Genomic DNA, 21500 nt, shown 5'->3' on the forward strand with positions numbered 1-21500 from the left:
TCCCGAAATTCAAATTAAATAATTTGTTTTTGTGGTTGTACCCCATTATCTTCGTTTTTATTGAAGCAAGACTATGTAGGTTTAATAACCGATGTAGTCTTGTTTGTTTTTATAGTAATACATAAAATAAATTGAGCTATGACAGAGGTTACCTATTATACCCAAGATGGTTTAGACAGACTAAAGGAAGAATTACATCATATGAAGACTACCGGAAGACAACAGATCTCTAAGGCAATTGCCGAAGCCAGAGATAAAGGTGATCTTTCTGAGAACGCGGAATATGATGCAGCAAAGGAGGCGCAGGGTTTGCATGAAGCTAAAATAGCAAAATTGGCAACAACACTTTCTACAGCCAGATTAATTGATGAATCTAAGCTTGATACCTCGAAGGTATTGGCATTATCTATAGTAAAGATCAAAAACGTTAAAAACGGAGCTACGATGTCTTATCAGTTGGTAGCAGAGAGTGAGGCCGACCTTAAAACCGGCAAAATCTCCGTAAAATCTCCGATTGCCCAGGGTTTATTGGGTAAATCTGTAGGTGATAAAACAGAGATCCAGGTTCCTGCAGGAAAGATTGAATTCGAAATATTAGAGATCACCCGATAATCTTTTAACCTTTTATCCAATGGCAAGCATATTTTCAAAAATAGTAGATGGTGAAATCCCTGCACATGTTGTAGCGGAAACCACAGAATTCCTGGCTTTCTTAGATGTAAATCCCCTCACTATGGGCCATGTCCTGGTGATTCCTAAAAAGGAAATTGATTACATTTTTGACATGGATGAAGAAAGCTATTTCGGACTAACCTTGTTTGCTAAAATTGTAGCTACAGGCTTGAAGGAAGCTTTTCCCTGTAAGAAAGTAGGTGTCGCCGTGATTGGCCTGGAAGTACCCCATGTGCATATTCACCTTATTCCTATGAATGCTGTGAATGATATGAACTTTAGTAAGGAAAAGCTGAAACCTTCGGCTGAAGAACTGGCAGAAGCCGCGATCAAGATCAAGGCAGCACTCAGTGAAAGCACTTCTTAAAAAGTAAACATATTAATTTATACCGTACAAAAGGCGGGTATCCACCATGGAATACCCGCCTTTTGTATTTTTAAAATGTATTGGAGAAGGACATGTCTTTTGTCATTTCCGAGGCTCCCTTCTGGAAACAGTAATTGATCTGTTGCGGATCGGAAATGATGTCGCAGATCAGTTCATCAATTTGGTCTTTATCCACATTTGGCATACAGATAATGTGGGATAAACCGCTTTCTGAAGCGAGTTGCCACTTCTGACAAACCCATTTTGAAGGAGCAGGAAAAACAACGGTGATGGCATTCTGATTTCTCCAGGCTTCAATCCCCAGGCTTTTCAGCTGTTCTTCTGCATAAGCAGCAATGGCGAGACTGTGCATGGCTCTTTCTTTTAAGCCTTTCATCCCTAATTTCTTCAAGGTATACCAAAGGAACAGCGGGCTGTGTCCATTTCTGGAACCAGTGATGGTGGTATCTACACTACCGATATAATCTATGGAACGCGCGATCCTGTCGCGGTTTGTTTTTTTAACGATCACCAGGCCACAAGGCATAGGCGAACCCAGAAACTTATGTCCACTGATGGCGATGCTGTCTACGCCATCGGCAAAGTCGAATGCCGGGCGGGGTTCAATAAAAGCGCTGTAACTTCCTGATAAAGCACCATCTGCATGGATGTAATGATTTTTGATGGCCAGATTTTTCAGGATTCCTTTAATTCTTTTCACATCATCCCTTGCTTCTGTCATGGTTGTTCCTATGTTGGCGAAGATCACTACCGGCAGATGACGGTTCATGAGGAGACTGTTGTGCAGGTCTTCATAATCCATCTCTCCGTTGGTCTGGGAGCGGATGGCGATATTGGGCATGTTCAATAGCAAAAGGTTCTTCTGAACGCTGTAATGTGTGGAGTCGGAATAATAGACCATGGCCTTTGGATAAAGTTCTCTGGCGAGGTAGAGGCCATACATGTTTCCTTCTGAGCCTCCATTTGTTACATATCCCCACCAGTTGTCTTGTTGTGCACGGAAGAGTTCCGCAAAGAAACGAACCACGTCTCTTTCCATTTCTCTGGTGTCTACCGCATAAGTAGATTCGGTAAAAGGATCGCCAAGGTTATTGATTGGATATTGCAGGAAGGGAAGCAGCGGGCTATAATCGAAATCTTTAGATACGGGATAGCCAAGGAATAAACGGGTTTTCGATTGCACCTTTCCATATAGCTCCGTGAGTCTTTTATTATCTTCAGTTGAAAGATTAAATTCCATGGTTATTCAGATTGTTTAGACTTCAAATTTATATATAACCAGTTAATTGATCTTTTAATTTGATTATAACAGAAAATAAACACTTAATTTGTTATTTAATTAGTCTTATTGATCTAAAATGAGGTTGATTATTTTAAAAATCAGAAAAACTAAACTAGATGGAACAGTTCGATAAGATGGATCAACGCATTTTAAATGCTTTACAACACAATGCAAGGTTGAATACGAAGGAGATTGCCCATAAGGTGGGTTTAACTGTTACGCCTACTTATGAACGGTTGAAAAAGATTGAGAAATCCGGGGTGATCAAGAATTATGTGACCTTGCTGGATAGAGAAAAGATAGGCAAGACGCTGGCTGCATTTTGCAATGTTACTTTGCAGGTACACTCTCTTCCCTTGTTAAAGAAATTTGAAGCGGCAATGAGTAAGCTCGATGAGGTGATGGAATGCTATCACGTTGCCGGAACCTATGATTACCTGTTAAAAGTGGTGGTCAATGACATGAACAGGTACCAGGATTTCCTGACCAATAAGCTGGCCGCGATTGAGAATATTGCCAACGTGAACAGCTTATTTGTGATGACGGAGATCAAGCACAGTACCGCTTATGTGATCGAAAAATAGCAGTTTATTTTAATTTTTCGTTATTCTTGTGTCGGTCTGTATCCCTGATGGTTTTCTTGATCAGGTTTTTTTCCATGGCTTCGGTCAGGTCGATTCCGGTCTGATTTGCCAGGCAGATGAGTACAAACAAGACATCAGCCATTTCATCAGCCAGGTCTACGGCTTCATCGCTTTTCTTGAAAGACTGTTCCCCATATTTTCTGGACATGATCCTGGCCACTTCGCCTACTTCTTCCATAAGGATCGCCGTATTGGTGAGCTCATTGAAATAACGGATGCCTGTATTTTTTATCCATTGGTCTACGGTTTCCTGTGCTTCTGCTATCGTCATACTATTCTTTATTTTTGGTGTCTATCATGATGGTTACCGGGCCGTCATTTACCAGGCTGATCTTCATATCTGCGCCGAAGATTCCGGTTTGCACTTCCTTTTGGAGAAGGCCGGATAGTTTTTTGATCATTTCTTCGTAAAGTGGAATGGCCTTGTCTGGTCGGGCAGCTCTGGTAAAGCCAGGTCTGTTGCCTTTTTTTGTCGCGGCAAATAAAGTAAACTGACTGATCAGCAGAATATTTCCGTTCACATCGGCCAGTGATTTATTCATCAGGTCATTTTCATCTCCAAAGATTCTCATATTGACGATCTTGTGGCTCAGCCAATCCAGGTCTTCTGCAGTATCGGCATCTTCAATGCCTAACAATACCAGGAAACCGGTCTTGATGCTGCCGGTTGTTGCTCCTTCGGCCACACAACTTGCTTCAGTAACTCTTTGTATAATTGCTCTCATGGGAATTTAAGCACGGGTTTCGTTTCCATTGTAAATGCTGAGGTAGCTTTCATACCTGCTGATTTCGATTTCTCCGTTTTCTACAGCCCTGATGACCGCGCATCCAGGCTCATTGACATGCCTGCAATTGTTAAACCTGCATTGATTGAGTAAAGCCCTCATTTCTCTGAAATAATGACCCAGTTCTTCAGGTCTGATGTCAAAGATGCCCAATTCTCTGATGCCGGGTGTATCGATCAGGTATCCTCCAAAAGGAAGCGTGTGCATCTCTGCAAAAGTAGTGGTATGTTGTCCTTTATCACTTGCTTCGGAGATTTCGCCGGTTTTGATGCTTCTGCCCGGAAGCAGGACATTGATCAGGCTTGATTTTCCTACTCCTGAGTGTCCGGAGAATAAGGTCGTTTTATCTTTTAACAGGCTTTCGATCTGAGGGATATTGGTGCCTTCCAATGCCGATACGGTATAGCAGGGATAGCCAATGTTTTCATAAATACTTTTGTAATCTTCCAGGATGGCCAATCCGTCTTCATTAAATAAGTCGAGCTTATTGAAAATCAGAACTGCCGGAATATCATAAGCTTCCGCTGTAGCGAGGAAGCGATCGATAAAACCTAAGGAAGTTCGTGGTGAAGCGAGGGTAACGACTAAAAAAGCCTGATCCATATTGGCCGCGATGATCTGCGCTTGTTTAGACAGGTTAATAGATTTACGGATGATGTAGTTTTTCCGGTCGTGTAATTTATAAATAACACCATTGTCTGAGTTGGGTTCAAGTTCAAATTCTACCTGATCGCCAACAGCAATGGGGTTTGTCGTTTGAATGCCCTGAATCCGGAACTTCCCTTTAATACGGCAGTCGTAATCGACACCATTTTCTGCGTGTACCTGATACCAGCTCCCTGTTGATTTTATGACTAATCCTTGCATATGATGGGGTAAAGGTAAGAAATTTCAGGGGCTTGAATCTTTGCTTAATAAAAATTGCGTCTTTGAAGAATGAAAACAGGTTGCTGTTTGGTATCTTAAAATCATCACTGAAAATGAGTGACTTAACTGCCTGCCAATTTGAGAGCTTGCTTTAATCTGCTTCAAACGCAAACTTTTGAAAAATCAGATAAATATTTTATTAATCATTTGCTAATTAGAAAAATATAACTTTACTTTACGTCAGAGCACAGTAAGTGTAAAAAATACAATGTTTAATAATTCAACCATTATTTCCATTATTACCACCACCGGGATATCTCGGAGGGAGGCTAGCTAATGGGTAAAAATAAAAAACTAAAAACCACAAAAAGCGCCTTCCTCTAATCGGGGAAGGCGCTTTTTTTTTAACCGTAAATTATGAATATTTTAAAATTTGGAGGTACATCAGTCGGTTCTTTGCAAAGCATAAGTGCATTGTTAAGTATCCTTAAGGATCAGCAAGGCGCTGAAAATCCTATTGTCGTCTTATCGGCCATGAGTGGGGTAACCAATGCCCTGGTCGAAATGGCAGAAAACGCAGGGCAGGGTAGAGATTATAGTGAGGAGTTAAAAACAATTGAGAAAAAGCACTTTGATGTGATCCGGGCTTTGTTGCCTGCAAACGCTCAGAATCCGGTGTTAACCAAGCTTAAAATCTATTTTAATGAGCTGGAGGAAATCTTACAGTCGGTTTATAACCTGAGGGAATTGAGTTTGCAAACGAAAGACCTGATCTTGAGCTATGGAGAACGTTGTTCTACGGTGATGATCAGCCATATCGCCAGACAGACTTTCCCGAACGCCCTTTATGTAGATGGATCAGAGCTGATTAAAACAGATCATAATTTCGGACAGGCAAAGGTAAATACCTATCTGACCGAGACCCTGATCCGGGATTTCCAGGAGAGTAATGCGGATAAGCTATTATTCGTGACCGGCTTTATTGCCAGTAACGATGAGGGCCGAATCACCACTCTTGGGAGAGGTGGAAGTGATTACACTGCTGCAATCTGGGGATCTGCGTTAAATGCAGCGGAGATTCAGATCTGGACAGATGTGGATGGGATGTTAACTGCAGATCCAAGAATGGTAAAAAAAGCTTTCTCCCTGCCGGAGCTGAGCTATACCGAAGCGATGGAGCTCTCTTATTTTGGTGCAAAGGTGATCTATCCTCCAACAATGATCCCTGCATTTTTAAAAAGAATCCCGATTGTCATCAAAAATACTTTTAACGTCGGTTTTTCAGGGACCTATATTAAACATGGAACCAGTGTTTCGAAACTACCAATCAAAGGGATTTCTTCTATTGATGAGATCAGTGTGCTGAACCTTACGGGAAGTGGAATGGTTGGAAAAGCTGGTTTTAGTGGAAGGTTATTCTCCCTGTTATCGCGCGAGCAAATCAATATTATCCTGATTACTCAGTCTTCTTCTGAGCATAGCATCACTTTCGCCGTGAAACCTGCTGACGCTTTAAAAGCATTGGCACTGATCAATAAAGAGTTCGAGCTGGAGCTTCAGGCACGCAAACTGGAATATCCTGAAGTGGAAAATGGATTGGCTGCCCTGGCGATCGTAGGGGAGAATATGAAAAAAACACCAGGGATGTCAGGGAAGTTATTTAATGCTTTGGGACGGAATGGGGTGAATGTACGTGCAATTGCACAAGGTTCTTCAGAGTATAATATTTCTGTGATCATCTCCAAACCTGACCTTTCAAAAGCAGTAAATGCGGTTCATGATGCGTTCTATGCTAATCTGAAAAGAACTTTACACGTATTTTGTCTGGGGACTGGTAACATCGGAAAGACTTTATTCACACAGCTGGAAGCTCAAATGGACTTTTTAGCGACCAACAACGACCTTCAGGTAAAAGTGATGGGCGTAAGTAATACCCGTAAGATGTACCAGAATGCAGAAGGTATCGCTTTGAATGATTGGGAAAAGGACCTGGAAACACATGGTGAACCAGCAGATTTAGCGGTATTTATCAAGCAGATGAAGGCCATGAACCTACCGAATTGTGTGTTTGTGGACAATACTGCCAGCCATAATCCGATTCAATTTTATCAGGATGTTCTTCAATCCAGCATTTCGGTAGTGACTTGCAACAAGATCGGGAACTCTGCAGACTATGAGCAATATGTTGCCTTTAAGCAGGCAGCAAGAAAATACGGGGTCGATTTCTACTATGAAACAAATGTGGGTGCGGGCTTACCAATCATCCGGACTTTAAAAGACCTCATGATGAGTGGCGACCGGATTGACCGGATTGAAGCTATTCTATCAGGTACCATCTCTTATATCTTTAATAATTATAAAGGAGATAAATTGTTTCATGAGGTGGTGAAAGAAGCACAGGATAAAGGATATACTGAGCCTGATCCTAGAGATGACCTGAACGGGAAAGACTTTATGAGAAAGATGCTCATCCTGGCCCGTGATGCTGGTTATCCATTGGAGGAAAGCGACATTGAGATTGAAAGTATGCTCCCTCCGGCTTGTCTTGCTGCAGCTACCGTGGCAGATTTCTATCAGGAGCTGGAAAACAATACAGACTATTTTGAGAAACTCAAGCAGGAGGCTGCTTCAGGTAATAAAGCACTAAGATATATCGGTAAGCTGGAAGCAGGAAAAGTAATGATCACTTTACAAATGGTAGATGATAGTCATCCTTTCTACATGCTTTCCGGAAGTGACAATATTATTTCTTTTACCACAGACCGGTATAGAGACCGTCCACTGGTGGTTAAAGGTCCGGGTGCCGGTGCGGAAGTAACCGCTGCAGGTGTTTTTGCTGATATTATTAATGTAGGTAAACGATGAAAGAGTCTATAAAAGTTTTTGCCCCTGCCACTGTTGCCAATGTAGTTTGTGGATATGATGTTCTGGGGTTTGCAGTAAATGAACCTGGTGATGAAGTTATTATGAAGTTAACGGAAGCTCCCGGAATCAAGATCACAAAGATCACTGGTGATGACGGGCGGCTGCCATTGGATCCAAAGAAAAATACGGTAAGTGCAAGTGTACAGCATTACCTGAACCATATCGGAAAACCGGATACGGGAATAGAAATTGAATTGCATAAGAAGATGCCGATAGGCAGTGGATTGGGATCTAGTTCAGCAAGTACAGTTGCCGGCTTATTTGCCGTAAATACACTGTTTGATAATTTGTTGACCAATAGAGAGCTTGTTCCTTTTGCCATGAAAGGGGAGGAATTGGCCTGTGGTTACGGACATGCTGATAATGTGGCTCCGGCGCTATTGGGAGGCTTCGTATTGATCAGAAGCTATCAGCCGCTGGACATTATCAGTTTACCTCATCCTGATGATCTGTATGCTGCTATTGTGTACCCGGAAGTTGATGTCCCAACTAAGGATGCCAGACAAATGATCCGTTCTAAAGTGCTTTTAAAAGATGCGGTTACCCAATGGGGGAATGTTGCAGGTCTGGTGAGTGGTTTGTTTCTGAAAGATCATGACCTGATCGGCAGAAGTATGACTGATATTCTGGTGGAGCCTACCCGTTCTATTTTAATTCCTGATTTCTATAAACTAAGAAGTCTGGCCATGAAAACAGGGGCTACGGGCTTTGGTATTTCAGGCTCTGGTCCTTCGGTTTTTGCTTTAACAAAAGATGAGGCGACAGCCAGGGCAATCACTCAGAAGCTGCAGCAGCATTTAAAAAGCATAGGCATCAATAGCTTGTCTTTTGTTTCGGAAGTAAATAAAAAAGGTCCAGTTATTTTAGATTAATCCCATTATGAAACTATATAGTACTAATAATCACGATTTAAACGTTGACTTTCCCACCGCTGTTTTTAACAGTATGCCTTTGGATAAAGGTTTATACATGCCGGTAAATATTCCGGTATTGGATCAGGCGTTTATTCAACAGATCGATCAATATACCTTGCCACAGATTGCCTTCAAGGTCGCCTCTGCGCTATTAGATCAGGCCATCCCTGCTGCAGATCTGCAAAAAATCATTGACGAAGCATTTAATTTCGATGCACCTGTGGTACCACTTGAAGCTGAGACTTATGTATTGGAGCTTTTTCATGGCCCCTCCCTCGCTTTTAAAGATTTTGGAGCCCGGTTCATGAGTCGGATTATGGCTTATTTCTTAAAAGATGGAGAACAATTACTCGATGTTCTCGTTGCCACTTCCGGTGATACCGGAGGAGCAGTGGCATTGGGATTTCTTGGGGTACCGAATACCAGGGTAACGATCCTTTATCCGAAAGGGAAGGTGAGTGAAATTCAGGAATTACAATTGTGTACGAATGGACAGAATATCCATGCCATAGAAGTAGATGGAACATTTGACGATTGTCAGCATCTGGTTAAACAGGCATTTGCAGATGAAGAACTGAACCGCAAGCTTCGTCTGACTTCCGCCAATTCTATCAATATTTCCAGACTGATCCCTCAGACTTTATATTATTTCAATGCTTATGCGCAACTCCGCAGGGCAGGAAAAAAGGAAGTGATATTTTCCGTGCCCAGCGGTAATTTTGGGAACATTGCTGCTGGATTGCTGGCCTATAAAATGGGACTTCCGGTAAAACAGTTTATCGCTGCTACGAATGTGAACGATACTGTTCCCCGGTATTTGAAAACAGGAGTATATGAAACGAGGCCTTCTATACAGACTTATGCCAATGCAATGGACGTAGGTGCGCCAAGCAATTGGGTGAGGATCATGGATCTTTTTAATCAGGATAAAGTTGTTTTGCAGGAGGTATTGAAAAGTTATAGCTATACCGATGAAGAAACATTAAAGGGGATTCATTCGATTTATGATCAGTTTGGATATATCGCTTGTCCGCATACTGCAATCGCATGGTTGGCGCTGGAGGATTATAAAAAGGAAAACCCGCAGGAAAACGCTGCGGGTGTGTTTTTATCTACGGCACATGCCTGTAAGTTTCCGGATGTCTTTTCTGAGGAGATGAGCAGCAAAATTCAAATTCCCGCTCAGGTGCAGGAACTGACTGCCAAATTAAAACATGCTGAAAAGATGGATACGGTATATGAATCTTTTAAAAACTACCTGACTACTTTTTACTAAAACGCATGATGGCAATGTCGCCCATCATCAGGTTAAGCGTACTGTCACTTACAGAATAAGTACTTGCTTTTTTTAACATTTCCAGAAAAGTGGCCTCTCCTTCACCAGGGCAGGCCATTTTTGTCATGGCTAGAGGATGGGTGAAATTGACGGTAGTGTCATCTGCTATTAAAGTACCTGAGAAAGAATTACAGCTGGTATTACCGCTTAATTTCTTCCCTGTGACATCAAAGGTGATGGTAGGTTTTGTTGCAGGATATAAACCATTAAAAGCTATTCTTGGACCGGAGATATAGTTCAATTCCCAGGTTCCTCCCAATTGAGATAATCCGCCATTTCCTATCGTTCCGGGTTTCAGGGTGGTGCACGCAGCAAAAGTGCTGGTCATTACAATTGCCAGTAACATGATTCTTTTCATAGCCTTATTGTTTTAATGATACCCGAAAGGTACAAAGAGTATTCGAAAATACACCTATCGGGCATCATGAAAAGGCTAAAATACTGCCTGTACGATCTTCTTTGTAGGTTCCGGATTGCCCATCGTGTAGAAGTGAAGGACAGGCGCACCCATTTCTTTTAACTCTTGACACTGGTGGATCATCCATTCTATTCCCACTTCTTTCACATCCTTCTCTGATTTGCAGGCCTGGATCGCTTCAGTCAGTTCCATTGGAATATCCAGGTGGAAAATTTTTGGCAGGCTAACCAGTTGTTTGCTGCTCGTGATTGGTTTCAATCCTGGGATAATTGGAACATTAATGCCATTTGCACGGCATTTATCCACTAATGCTTTATATTTTTTATTGTCAAAAAACATCTGTGTAACAATGAAATCTGCTCCGGTATCGACTTTATGTTTGAGGTATTTAAAATCGGTATCCAGGTTTGGCGATTCGTAATGTTTCTCAGGGTAACCCGCTACACCGATACAAAAGTCAGTCTTTGCAGCATCTTCCATATAATCATGCAGGTAACGGCCATTGTTCATGTCTACTACATGCTGTAACAATTCTGAAGCATAAGCATGTCCGTCTGGAGTTGGGATAAAGGAATTGTCGCTTTTCCGGGCATCTCCACGTAAAACCAGCACATTATCGATTCCCAGAAACTGAAGATCGATCAGTGCATTTTCAGTTTCATCCTTTGTAAAACCTCCGCAGATCAGGTGGGGCACTGCATCTACATTATATTTATTCATAATGGCTGCACAGGTCGCCACAGTACTGGGACGTTTGCGGTAAGCGATCTTTTCCAGCAAACCATTTGGATGTTGTTTGTAGATATAATCCTCTCTGAGGTAAGTCACATCAATAAAAGGTGGATTGAATTCCATTAGGGGATCTATTGCATCAAAAATGCCCTTAATGCTTTGCCCTTTTATTGGTGGTAAGAGCTCAAAGGAGAAAAGGGTTTTTCCTTTTGCGTTACTGATATGGTCTACGATCTTCATTAATATTTCTTGTTAGGTTGGTTGTCTGTAATTAATAAGCCAGGTTAGGACTTAACCATCTTTCTACTTCTTCTATTGGCATGTCTTTTCTAAGGGCATATTCTTCGATCTGATCTTTGGTGATTTTTCCTAAACCGAAATACCTGGACTGTGGGTGTGCAAAATAAAATCCACTTACCGCTGCGGTAGGATACATCGCATAGCTTTCAGTTAAGCGGAGACCTATCTTATTTTCTGCATCAAGCAATTCAAAAAGTGTTCCTTTTTCGGTATGCTCCGGACAGGCAGGATATCCTGGTGCGGGACGAATTCCTGCATATTCTTCCTTGATCAGCGCTTCATTGCTCAACTGCTCATCTTTTGCGTAACCCCAGTAATCTTTACGGACCAGTTCGTGCATTCTTTCTGCAAAAGCCTCCGCAAGCCTGTCGGCCAGTGCTTTGGCCATGATGCTGTTGTAATCATCATAGTTGGCTTCAAATTCAGCCACCAGCTCATCACATCCTATACCTGTAGTGACTGCAAAGCCCCCAAAATAATCCGTAACGCCTGATTCTTTAGGGGCCACGAAGTCTGATAAGGCATAATAAGGTTCGCCAGCTACTTTTTCTGCCTGCTGGCGAAGGGTATGAATGGTTACTTCCTGCCCTTCAACATCAAGAATGATGTCGTCACCAACTGTATTTGCCGGCCAGAAGCCGATCACTCCTTTAGCGGTCAGCAGTTTCTCATCGATAATTCTTTTTAGCAGCGTTTGCGCATCATCAAATAATTTTTTTGCTTCATCACCAACCAACTTATCGTTAAATATTTTAGGATAGCTGCCACGAAGCTCCCAGGTATGGAAGAAAGGAGTCCAGTCGATGTAAGGAACCAGTTCTGCCAGTGGATAATCTTCAAATACTTTTGTTCCGGTAAACTCCGGAGCCGGAGCAACCAAGTCAAGATCGATCTTAAACTGATCTTTTCTGGCCTCTTCCAAGGTCTTAAAACGTTTATCGGAGCGTTTGTTTAAATGTGCTTCTCTTGCTTTATCGTATTCTTTTTTGATACCTTCAATATAAGGACCTCTGGTTTCTTCATTCATCAGGGTACTGCATACCGTTACACTTCTGGAAGCATCCAATACGTGAATGGCAGGGCCTGAATAGTTTGGCGCCACTTTTACGGCTGCATGAATTCTGGAGGTGGTGGCACCGCCGATGATCAGAGGAATGGTAAAGCCTTCACGTTCCATTTCTTTGGCAAAGTGTACCATTTCGTCAAGCGAAGGAGTAATCAGACCACTTAATCCAATGATATCGGCATTAATTTCTTTGGCTTTCTGAATAATGGTTTGTGCAGGAACCATCACACCAAGATCTACGATCTCGAAGTTATTACAGGCCAATACTACACCTACAATGTTTTTCCCGATATCATGAACATCGCCTTTTACGGTGGCCATTAATACCTTTCCTGCGGATGAACTTGCTTTTCCATCAGGATTGTCCAGTTTTTCCTGCTCGATGAAAGGGAGGAGATAGGCCACGGCCTTTTTCATTACCCTGGCAGATTTCACCACCTGAGGAAGAAACATTTTTCCTGCCCCAAAGAGATCTCCAACGATGTTCATCCCATCCATTAGCGGACCTTCAATCACATGTATTGGTTTAGGATATTTCTGTCTGGCTTCTTCTACATCGGCATCTAAATATTCTATAATGCCCTTTACCAAGGAATGAGACAATCTGCTTTCTACGCTTTCTTTTCTCCATTCCTCATCTCTGACAATCTCTTTTCCTTTAGATTTAATGGTATCCGCGAATTCTACCAGTCTTTCGGTTGCATCTTCCCTGCGGTTGAGCAATACATCTTCCACACGTTCCAGAAGTTCTGGTGGTATTTCCTGATAAACTTCCAGCATTCCGGCATTTACAATCCCCATATCCAGACCTGCTTTAATGGCATGGTACAGGAATGCGGAGTGCATAGCCTCTCTCACGGTATTATTTCCTCTGAAAGAGAAAGATATATTGGAAACTCCTCCACTTACTTTAGCGTAAGGCAGGTTTTCTTTGATCCATCGGGTGGCATTAATGAAGTCTACTGCATAGTTATTGTGTTCTTCCAGACCGGTTGCTACGGTCAGGATATTTGGATCAAAGATGATGTCTTCCGCAGGGAATCCAACTTCATTCACTAAAATATCATAAGAGCGTTTACAGATTTCTTTTCTTCTTTCAAAGTTGTCTGCCTGTCCTTGTTCATCGAAGGCCATCACCACCACAGCTGCGCCGTAATTCATGATTTTGCGGGCGCTTTCCTTAAACTTTTCGTCCCCTTCTTTCAGAGAGATGGAGTTGACGATTCCTTTTCCCTGCAAACATTTTAATCCGGCTTCAATGACACTCCATTTGGAGGAGTCGACCATGATTGGAAGTTTGGAAATATCGGGCTCAGAAGCGATCAGGTTTAAGAACTTCACCATTGCCGCTTCTCCGTCCAACATCCCTTCATCCATATTTACGTCGATCACCTGGGCACCACCTTCTACCTGTTGACGGGCAACAGTAAGGGCAGCTTCATAGTCGCCACCTAAAATGAGTTTCGAAAATTTAGGGGATCCGGTGATGTTTGTTCTTTCCCCAATGTTGACGAAAATACTTTCCGGGGTAATAGTTACGGGTTCCAGGCCGCTTAGGCGTAAGTATGGGGCTACTTCAGGGATTTTTCTTGGGCTAACTTTTTTGGCTTTGGCAGCAATACAGCTGATGTGTTCAGGTGTTGTGCCACAACAACCACCCACAATATTTACAAATCCATGTTGTATAAAATCTTCTACTAAATGCGCCGTTTCATGAGGCATCTCGTCATAGGCGCCAAACTCGTTGGGCAAACCTGCATTGGGATAGGCTGATACGTAACAAGTCGCCTTGGCGGAAAGCTCTTCAATGTGTGGCCTCATGTCTTTGGCACCCAGTGCACAGTTAAAGCCTATACTGATTGGGTTGGCGTGGATCACCGAATTTAAGAAAGCTTCCACGGTTTGTCCCGATAGGGTTCTTCCAGAAGCATCGGTAATGGTTCCGGAAATCATGATCTCTATCGTTCTGCCAATCTCTTTTTCATATTTTTTAATAGAAAATATAGCAGCTTTGGCATTTAAGGTGTCAAAGATAGTTTCGATTAATAGCAGATCGGAACCGCCATCCACCAATCCGCGGACCTGCTGATCATAGGCATCTACGAGTTCATCAAAAGTTAATGCCCTATATCCGGGATCATTCACGTCTGGTGAGATGGAAAGTGTCCTGTTGGTTGGGCCAACGGCACCAGCCACGAAAGACCTTCTGTCCGGATTTTCGGCCATGAATTCGTCTACCGCTTCACGCGCAATCTTTGCCCCTGCAAAACTCATTTCATAATCCAGTTCTTCCATCTGGTAATCTGCCAGTGAAATGCGCTGGGTACTAAAAGTATTGGTTTCAATAATATCTGCACCGGCCTTAAGGTATTCGGTGTGTATTGCTTTAATGATGTCAGGACGCGTGAGGTTCAGCAAATCGTTGTTGCCTTTAACATCACATGGGTGGTCTTTAAACCGCTCTCCTCTAAAATCTTCTTCTGTCAGGATATAACGCTGAATCATGGTTCCCATGGCACCATCAATAATCAATATGCGTTTCTCTAACTCTGCTCTAATGTCCATTTTGTTTTCTCCGGTAACGCGTAAGAAAAGAGCTTCCGGGTATGAATATCATACTGGTTACTATTTTATACGCAGTCAAAAAGCTTATTGAAAAGTCCGGTATAAGGTCGACTTTAACTTATCTTTCGGGAACCAATGGTTCGGTTCCAGTAGAATGTAGCACCTTGTAAGCACAGGTTGCTAAGACTTCGCAGGGTCTAATCCCTCCGTCTTTCTCTATAAGCACTGCAAAAATGCAACAAAGAAAAATGATTTCCAAAAAAACAGCGCTTAAAGCATATAAAATTGCAAAGGCCATGCAAATTTGCATGGCCTTCGGAACAATATTCTGTAAAATTGTGATTATCTTCTGCTTCCGAAGATTCTTAATAAGAATAGGAAGATGTTGATAAAGTCAAGATAAAGTGATAAGGCACCCATGATGGCTAATTTTTTAGCATCTGCAGCAACCATCTGATCACCATTTTCTTCGATACCTGCACCGATACGTTTCAGCTTTTGAACATCATACGCCGTAAGAGCGGTAAAGATGGCTACACCAAAGAAGCTCATGATATAGCTAAAAGTAGGACTTCCAAGGAACATGTTAATGATGCTGGCAATGAATAATCCTGCAACACCAACCATTAAGATTGGTCCGAATTTACTTAAATCTACATCAGTAGTATAACCAAGAACGGCCATAATCCCGAAGATACCTGCTGCTGCGGCAAAACAAGCCACAATAGATCCGGCAGTATATATTAAAAGAATAAAGCTTAAACTCACCCCTAAGAGGATGGAGAATAAGACGAAAACGCCTAATAGTGCGCCATAAGAAAGACGGCTAAATCCAGCTCCCATTAATAGTACCAGGCCCAGAGGGGCAAACATGGCAATATATCCTAATACAGTTCTTTGTCCGGTTTCAAAATTCACCAACTGGCTTAATGCTGCCGGAGAAGTAGAGATAACCAAAGCCGCTACTGTTGATAAACTCAACGCTACAAACATCCATAGAAAGACATTTGCAAAGAACTTCTTGGCAACCATTCCGGTTTGCTGTTCTGCAATAACAGATTTGTGTGCCCACTGGTAATTATTGTTGTTATCCATTTTATTTAAATTTTAGTTTAAAGTTACTAATTGTTTATCTTCTTACAAAACCTATGCCCCGAGTCGTTTTGTCAGGATTTCTTCTACTTTTTTAAATAATTGAAGGGGTTTTAATGTTCTCCATGCCAAATCGTCAAGCTGACCGCCAAAGTTAATGTAGTAGTCAATATTGCCGCTTCTGAATTCATCGATTACATGCTGCTGAAAATTAATTCCCGTGATCCAGCCATCTTCAACGTCCTGGAACCACTCTTCATAATAGCTGTCTTCGGAAGAATGGAAGTTCAGGATATTTTCTCCGACAAGGATAAATTTATTAATTCCTTCATCGATCATCAGTTCCAGGATCTCCCTTTTCAACAGCATAATGTCATTTCCGATCGCATCATTCCACTCTCCGATGAACTCTATGATGGCATAATTCCTATCGTAATCCGTATACAAAACTTTAAGGTATAGTGTATTGGATCCAAAGTCGTCCCATTGAGGATGAATCAGGAAATTGTAAAGTTGTTTGTCAAAATAGAACTCTGAGTATTCCGTATTGTAAAAAGGCGAACGTTCATCTTCGGCAGCGATGTAATCATCGCGCCACAGGTAGAAAGGCTCAATTTCGTGCATATTTTATGAGATTATTTGGTGCCTGCTTCTACCGCTTTACGTACACTTCCATAACGGATGAGCAGATCTGCCGCCTGATCATGGCCAATGTGTAGTTCTTCCATTACCATTTGTGTGCCACGATCAACCAGTTTATGGTTGGTCAGCTGCATATCTACCATTTTATTTCCTTTTACCCGACCCAGTTTTATCATTACTGTGGTACTAAGCATATTTAAAACCAATTTTTGTGCAGTTCCTGATTTCATACGCGTAGAGCCAGTGAGGAATTCCGGTCCAACCACCACTTCTACCGGGAAATCACTCTCAGCAGCGATAGGTCCACCTTCATTACAAACGATACACCCGGTTAAGATGCCGTGTTTACGTGCTGTATTTAGTCCGCCGACTACATAAGGAGTGGTTCCTGATGCGGCCAGGCCAATCAGGCAGTCTTTTTCATTGATTTTGTATTCCTGAAGGTCTATCCATGCCTGTTCAACATCATCTTCTGCATTTTCTACCGCTTTTCTGATCGCTGTATCGCCGCCGGCAATGATACCGACTACCCAATCAAAGGGAACGCCGAAGGTTGGCGGGCATTCTGAGGCGTCTACTACACCCAGGCGACCACTGGTTCCTGCTCCGATATAGAATAAGCGGCCTCCACCGATCATACGTTCTGCAACTGAGGTAGCTAATTTCTCTATTTGTGGAATGGCATTTTCCACTGCCTGAGGAACTGTCTGGTCTTCTTTATTGATGTCTTGAAGAATTTGCAGTACAGACATCTGATCAATGTTGTTATACTTTGACTCCTGCTCAGTTACTCTTATCATATGTGGTTTTTTTGATAAAATTCGTGATTTTCTTTTTAAACCGGAAATATTACCGGAAATCAGTTCAAATAAGACAATACCAGGCAACATTCCCGATAATCCTGAAATTTATCAAAACAATTACAAATGAATAAGACTTAATTTATTAATTGACAGGGTTATTTTATAACTTTACGCAGCATTTAACCATGAAAAAGACTACCCGATATAACCTTTTGATCGCCCTTACTTATTCCGTTGTTCTGATAGGTGGAATGTTTGTGGGGTATAAGTTCTTAAAAGATCAGGGATTTCAGGTTAAAAAGCAGGCCGGTTATCTCGCCGACAATACTGAAAAGGTAGATGAAATCATTCATATTATCAATAAAAACTATGTTGATGAGGTGAATGCAGATAGTTTACACCACCTGCCTATAGACAGCCTGTTACATCAGCTGGACCCGCATAGCGTGTATCTTCCTCCGGCAAAAGCGAACGAATTTGCCGAAGCCCTTGGGGGTAATTTTGAAGGTATTGGAATTGAATATTACATCCTCAACGATACCTTGTTGGTGACCAATGTGATCAAAGACGGTCCTGCTTTTCTTTCAGGAATCCGCCAGGGAGATAAAATTCTTAAAATAGACACCACTTTTGTAAGCGGAAGGGCATTGCCAAGAGAGAAAATGATTGGCAAGATCAAGGGAAAGAAAGGTACTGCTGTAAAATTAAGTATCCTGCATCCTGGAAATCCAATCCCGGTACTGTTTACAGTAAACCGTGGGCGGGTAAAAGTGAGCAGTATTGATGCAGCTTATATGCTCAATGCCGAAACCGGATATGTGCGCATCAGTAATTTTGGTGCAGAGACCGATCAGGACTTTGTAGAATCTGTTCGTGTGCTTAAAGGCAAAGGGATGAAAAAACTGGTGCTTGACCTTCGCGACAATGGGGGAGGGTACCTGACTGCAGCTACAGGACTGGCGAATCAGATTTTAGCAGAAAACAGGTTAATTGTGTATACGCAAGGTAAACATGAGCCAAGGACAGATTACTTCACCACTGGTGGTGGAGCGTTTGAACAGGGGAAACTGGCGATACTGATTAATGAAAACTCCGCCTCTGCGAGTGAAATTCTTGCCGGTGCGGTACAGGATTTGGATAGAGGAATCATTATTGGTCGCCGTTCTTTTGGAAAGGGGCTTGTTCAGGAACAGTTTCCTTTTGTAGACGGTTCTGCCTTGAATCTGACCATAGCAAGATATTATACGCCTTCAGGCAGAAGTATTCAGAAATCTTATAAGAAGGGCTATAATGCCTATCAGAATGAGATCGAGGATCGCTTTAATGATGGAGAGCTGACTTCAAAAAATGTAAGTGTAAAAGATAGCGTTAAGAAAGGGAAGTTGTTCTTAGGCGGTGGAATCCAGCCGGATGTTTATGTAAAAATGGATACCAGTGGATTTAATAGATTCTATGCCAAGTTGATTGCGAAAAAGGTATTGTTTGACTTCGTCTACGATGTTCTTGCAAACCGTTATACTTCTTCTTTTATTGAACAAAACCTTGCAACCTTTAACATCAATGATGCGGACTACAAGGATTTGTTGAAATATATTCAGACCAAGGGAGTGGTGATAGAGCCCAAGCTATTGCAGGCCGCCAGACCTTTGATCTATAATGACATCAAAGTGTTGTTGTGTAAATACCACCTGGGTGATGCCGGTTATTACAAAGCGCTTAATTTAAGTGACGCTATGGTCAAACAGGCATTAACCAGTTTGCAGTAATCGTATTTTATTTCTGTCTGAAATAAATCTGAATTGGTACTCCGCTAAAGTTAAAATGTTCCCTTAGTTTGTTTTCAATGAAACGTTTGTATGGTTCCTTGATGTACTGAGGCAGGTTACAGAAGAAAGCAAACATCGGTGATGTTCCGTTGATCTGAGTAATGTATTTAATTTTGATGTATTTTCCTTTCAATGCTGGTGGAGGATAGTTCTCAATAATTGGCAGCATGACATCATTCAATTTAGAAGTAGGAACTTTCTTTCCTCTGTTTTTGAATACTTCCAATGCCGTTTCGATGGCCTGGAAGATACGTTGCTTGTTAACTACAGAAGTGAAAACAATTGGTACATCAGTAAAAGGTTGTAATTTCTGACGAATCTGATCTTCAAATATTTTAACGGTTTTACTGTCTTTCTCTACCAAATCCCATTTGTTGACCAGGATCACGATTCCTTTTTTGTTTTTCTCCGCAAGGTGGAAAATATTAACGTCCTGCGACTCTAATCCTTCCATGGCATCTATCATTAAGATGACCACATCCGCTTCTTCCAGCGCCTTAATGGTACGCATAACAGAATAAAATTCAATGTTCTCTTTTACTTTGGTCTTCTTACGAAGTCCGGCAGTATCAATAAACATAAATTCATGTCCGAATTGATTGTAATGGATATGGATGGAATCTCTTGTTGTACCTGCGATTGGAGTTACAATATTTCTTTCCTTACCTATTAAGGCATTGATCAGCGATGATTTTCCTACGTTAGGTCTTCCAACGATGGTGATTTTAGGTAAAGCATTTTCTTCTTCCGGAATATCTTCGAAGTGTTTGATCACATCGTCCAGTAAATCACCTGTTCCTGAGCCAGTCATAGAAGAGATCGGGTAGATTTCGCCTAAACCAAATCCGTAAAATACGGAAGCATCATTTTGTAACTGTGTATTGTCTACTTTATTTACAACAATAAATACGGGTTTACTGCTGCGTCTGAGTAATTGGGCAATTTCGTCATCCAGGTCGGTAATGCCGGTTACCACATCTACCATAAACAACAATACTGTTGCTTCTTCGATGGCGATCACCACCTGTTCGCGGATGGCTGCTTCAAAAACATCTTCAGAATTGGCTACATAGCCTCCTGTGTCAATTACTGTAAATTGTCTGTTTGTCCATTCTGCCGATCCGTAATGACGATCACGGGTTACACCGCTAAAATCATCAACAATGGCTTTGCGACTCTCTGTTAAGCGGTTAAATAGGGTAGATTTGCCTACGTTTGGTCTTCCGACTATTGCGATAATGTTGCTCATGTGTATTGGTATGAATTGTATTAGTTATTAAGGGGTTGCAAAGGTAAGCTTAATTTTCGTACCCGAAACTTTTTAAATAGTTCTTTTTACTTCTCCAGTCCGGGACTACCTTTACAAAGGTCTCCAGGAACACTTTTTGATCCAGAAATTTCTCAATATCCTTACGGGCTTCGGTACCAACTTTCTTGAGCATAGCACCACCTTTACCAATCAGGATATTTTTCTGAGAATCGCGTTCTACAATGATTTCAGCACTGATTCTGGTGATTTTCTCTTCTTCTTTAAAAGAAGTAATCACGACCTCTGTACTGTAAGGGATTTCCTTTTGATAGTTGTTAAAGATCTTCTCTCTGATGATTTCTGAAACAAAGAATCTTTGGGTACGATCGGTCAGGTCTTCTTTATCATAGAAGGGGGCATGTTCCGGTAAATGATCCAATACCATTTCCATAATGCCATCCAGGTTATATAGATGTAATGCAGAAATGGCATAAATATGTTTGGGTTTTAGTTTTTCCTGCCAGTAAGCAGTTTTCTCTTCTACCTCTTCTTGTGTGGCATTGTCGATCTTATTGATCAGGACAATCATTGGAATAGTGGTGTCAATAATTTTTTCCAAGACATCGTTCTCATCATACTGTTCATTAATGTCGGTAACGAACAAAATCAGATCCGCATCTGTGAGGGCTCCTTTAACCGAACTCATCATAGAATCTTGCAAACCGTAACGCGGTTTTATGATGCCCGGAGTATCAGAAAATACAATCTGATAGTTTTCTTCATTGACTATTCCCAGAATCCGGTGACGGGTAGTCTGAGCTTTCGGAGTAATGATAGAAAGCTTTTCACCCACCAGGGCATTCATTAACGTTGATTTGCCCGCATTGGGTTTACCAATTATACTTACAAAACCTGCTTTATGTGACATGAAAATATTTTTTAAAATAAATTTGCACCGCAAAGAAACGAATTATATCTTTGCATTCCAATTCGG

Annotated in this window: 19 protein-coding genes and 1 riboswitch; of the genes, 7 read left to right on the forward strand and 12 right to left on the reverse strand. The window is 41.7% G+C overall.

Annotation, left to right across the window (positions count from 1 at the left end):
- The first annotated feature begins 138 nt into the window (after window positions 1–138).
- Window positions 139–612: a transcription elongation factor GreA gene (greA, locus tag AAFF35_RS00585; RefSeq protein WP_124585378.1), complete on the forward strand. Its 474-nt coding sequence runs from the start codon at window positions 139–141 to the stop codon at window positions 610–612.
- A 19-nt stretch (window positions 613–631) separates the two neighbouring features.
- Window positions 632–1039 carry an HIT family protein gene (locus AAFF35_RS00590; protein WP_342330405.1) on the forward strand — a complete coding sequence of 136 codons (408 nt, stop codon included), beginning with the start codon at window positions 632–634 and terminating at the stop codon, window positions 1037–1039.
- A gap of 70 nt (window positions 1040–1109) precedes the next feature.
- Here the strand turns inward: AAFF35_RS00590 and AAFF35_RS00595 are convergent, their stop codons facing one another.
- On the reverse strand, window positions 1110–2300 hold the full coding sequence (locus tag AAFF35_RS00595) for a histidine decarboxylase (RefSeq protein WP_342330406.1): 1191 nt from the start codon (window positions 2298–2300) through the stop codon (window positions 1110–1112).
- Between the two features lie 158 nt (window positions 2301–2458).
- On the opposite strand from AAFF35_RS00595, the gene AAFF35_RS00600 reads away from it, so the two are divergent.
- Complete coding sequence (locus AAFF35_RS00600; RefSeq protein ID WP_074608504.1) at window positions 2459–2926, forward strand: Lrp/AsnC family transcriptional regulator; 468 nt, start codon at window positions 2459–2461, stop codon at window positions 2924–2926.
- 4 nt (window positions 2927–2930) lie between these two features.
- Here the strand turns inward: AAFF35_RS00600 and AAFF35_RS00605 are convergent, their stop codons facing one another.
- From AAFF35_RS00605 to rsgA, 3 genes are read right to left on the reverse strand one after another with little or no spacing between them, the layout of a single operon-like run.
- Window positions 2931–3257, reverse strand: a complete 327-nt coding sequence (locus AAFF35_RS00605) for a nucleotide pyrophosphohydrolase (RefSeq protein WP_342330407.1) — start codon at window positions 3255–3257, stop codon at window positions 2931–2933.
- Between the two features lies 1 nt (window position 3258).
- Window positions 3259–3711, reverse strand: coding sequence for a D-aminoacyl-tRNA deacylase (dtd, locus tag AAFF35_RS00610; RefSeq protein WP_342330408.1), 453 nt, complete (start codon window positions 3709–3711; stop codon window positions 3259–3261).
- Between the two features lie 6 nt (window positions 3712–3717).
- Window positions 3718–4638, reverse strand: coding sequence for a ribosome small subunit-dependent GTPase A (gene rsgA / locus AAFF35_RS00615; protein WP_342330409.1), 921 nt, complete (start codon window positions 4636–4638; stop codon window positions 3718–3720).
- Between the two features lie 417 nt (window positions 4639–5055).
- Here rsgA and thrA point away from each other — a divergent pair, with 417 nt between their 5' ends.
- Genes thrA through thrC form a run of 3 tightly spaced genes read left to right on the forward strand, consistent with a single transcriptional unit; the run spans window position 5056 to window position 9753 of the window.
- Complete coding sequence (gene thrA, locus AAFF35_RS00620; RefSeq protein WP_342330410.1) at window positions 5056–7503, forward strand: bifunctional aspartate kinase/homoserine dehydrogenase I; 2448 nt, start codon at window positions 5056–5058, stop codon at window positions 7501–7503.
- On the forward strand, window positions 7500–8435 hold the full coding sequence (locus AAFF35_RS00625; RefSeq protein WP_342330411.1) for a homoserine kinase: 936 nt from the start codon (window positions 7500–7502) through the stop codon (window positions 8433–8435). Before thrA ends, AAFF35_RS00625 begins: the two co-directional genes overlap by 4 nt.
- Window positions 8436–8442: 7 nt before the next feature.
- Entirely contained in the window at window positions 8443–9753 is a 1311-nt protein-coding gene (gene thrC / locus AAFF35_RS00630; protein WP_342330412.1) for a threonine synthase, read from the forward strand.
- Here the strand turns inward: thrC and AAFF35_RS00635 are convergent.
- The 6 genes from AAFF35_RS00635 to murQ all read right to left on the reverse strand — a co-directional run bounded on the left by AAFF35_RS00635 (window position 9740) and on the right by murQ (window position 17428).
- Window positions 9740–10171, reverse strand: a complete 432-nt coding sequence (locus AAFF35_RS00635; RefSeq protein ID WP_342330413.1) for an META domain-containing protein — start codon at window positions 10169–10171, stop codon at window positions 9740–9742. The two genes, thrC and AAFF35_RS00635, sit on opposite strands and share 14 nt — an antisense overlap.
- A 75-nt stretch (window positions 10172–10246) precedes the next feature.
- A complete protein-coding gene (metF, locus tag AAFF35_RS00640; protein WP_342330414.1) occupies window positions 10247–11203 on the reverse strand; it encodes a methylenetetrahydrofolate reductase [NAD(P)H] in 957 nt (318 codons plus the stop codon).
- A gap of 31 nt (window positions 11204–11234) precedes the next feature.
- Entirely contained in the window at window positions 11235–14894 is a 3660-nt protein-coding gene (gene metH / locus AAFF35_RS00645) for a methionine synthase (RefSeq protein ID WP_342330415.1), read from the reverse strand.
- Window positions 14895–15009: 115 nt separating this feature from the next.
- A riboswitch (SAM riboswitch) is annotated at window positions 15010–15119 on the reverse strand.
- Window positions 15120–15236: 117 nt separating this feature from the next.
- Window positions 15237–15989 carry a Bax inhibitor-1/YccA family protein gene (locus AAFF35_RS00650; RefSeq protein ID WP_342330416.1) on the reverse strand — a complete coding sequence of 251 codons (753 nt, stop codon included), beginning with the start codon at window positions 15987–15989 and terminating at the stop codon, window positions 15237–15239.
- A 51-nt stretch (window positions 15990–16040) separates the two neighbouring features.
- On the reverse strand, window positions 16041–16610 hold the full coding sequence (locus AAFF35_RS00655) for a hypothetical protein (protein WP_124585348.1): 570 nt from the start codon (window positions 16608–16610) through the stop codon (window positions 16041–16043).
- An 11-nt stretch (window positions 16611–16621) separates the two neighbouring features.
- Entirely contained in the window at window positions 16622–17428 is an 807-nt protein-coding gene (gene murQ / locus AAFF35_RS00660) for an N-acetylmuramic acid 6-phosphate etherase (RefSeq protein WP_342330417.1), read from the reverse strand.
- A 188-nt stretch (window positions 17429–17616) separates the two neighbouring features.
- On the opposite strand from murQ, the gene AAFF35_RS00665 reads away from it, so the two are divergent.
- Complete coding sequence (locus tag AAFF35_RS00665; protein ID WP_342330418.1) at window positions 17617–19197, forward strand: S41 family peptidase; 1581 nt, start codon at window positions 17617–17619, stop codon at window positions 19195–19197.
- Between the two features lie 7 nt (window positions 19198–19204).
- On the opposite strand, the gene der is transcribed toward AAFF35_RS00665, so the two are convergent.
- Both der and era read right to left on the reverse strand, forming a co-directional pair.
- Window positions 19205–20506: a ribosome biogenesis GTPase Der gene (der, locus tag AAFF35_RS00670; protein ID WP_342330419.1), complete on the reverse strand. Its 1302-nt coding sequence runs from the start codon at window positions 20504–20506 to the stop codon at window positions 19205–19207.
- A gap of 49 nt (window positions 20507–20555) precedes the next feature.
- Window positions 20556–21434: a GTPase Era gene (gene era, locus AAFF35_RS00675; protein WP_124585342.1), complete on the reverse strand. Its 879-nt coding sequence runs from the start codon at window positions 21432–21434 to the stop codon at window positions 20556–20558.
- Window positions 21435–21500: the final 66 nt, after the last annotated feature.

The organism is Pedobacter sp. FW305-3-2-15-E-R2A2, assembly GCF_038446955.1.
Taxonomy (GTDB): Bacteria; Bacteroidota; Bacteroidia; order Sphingobacteriales; family Sphingobacteriaceae; genus Pedobacter.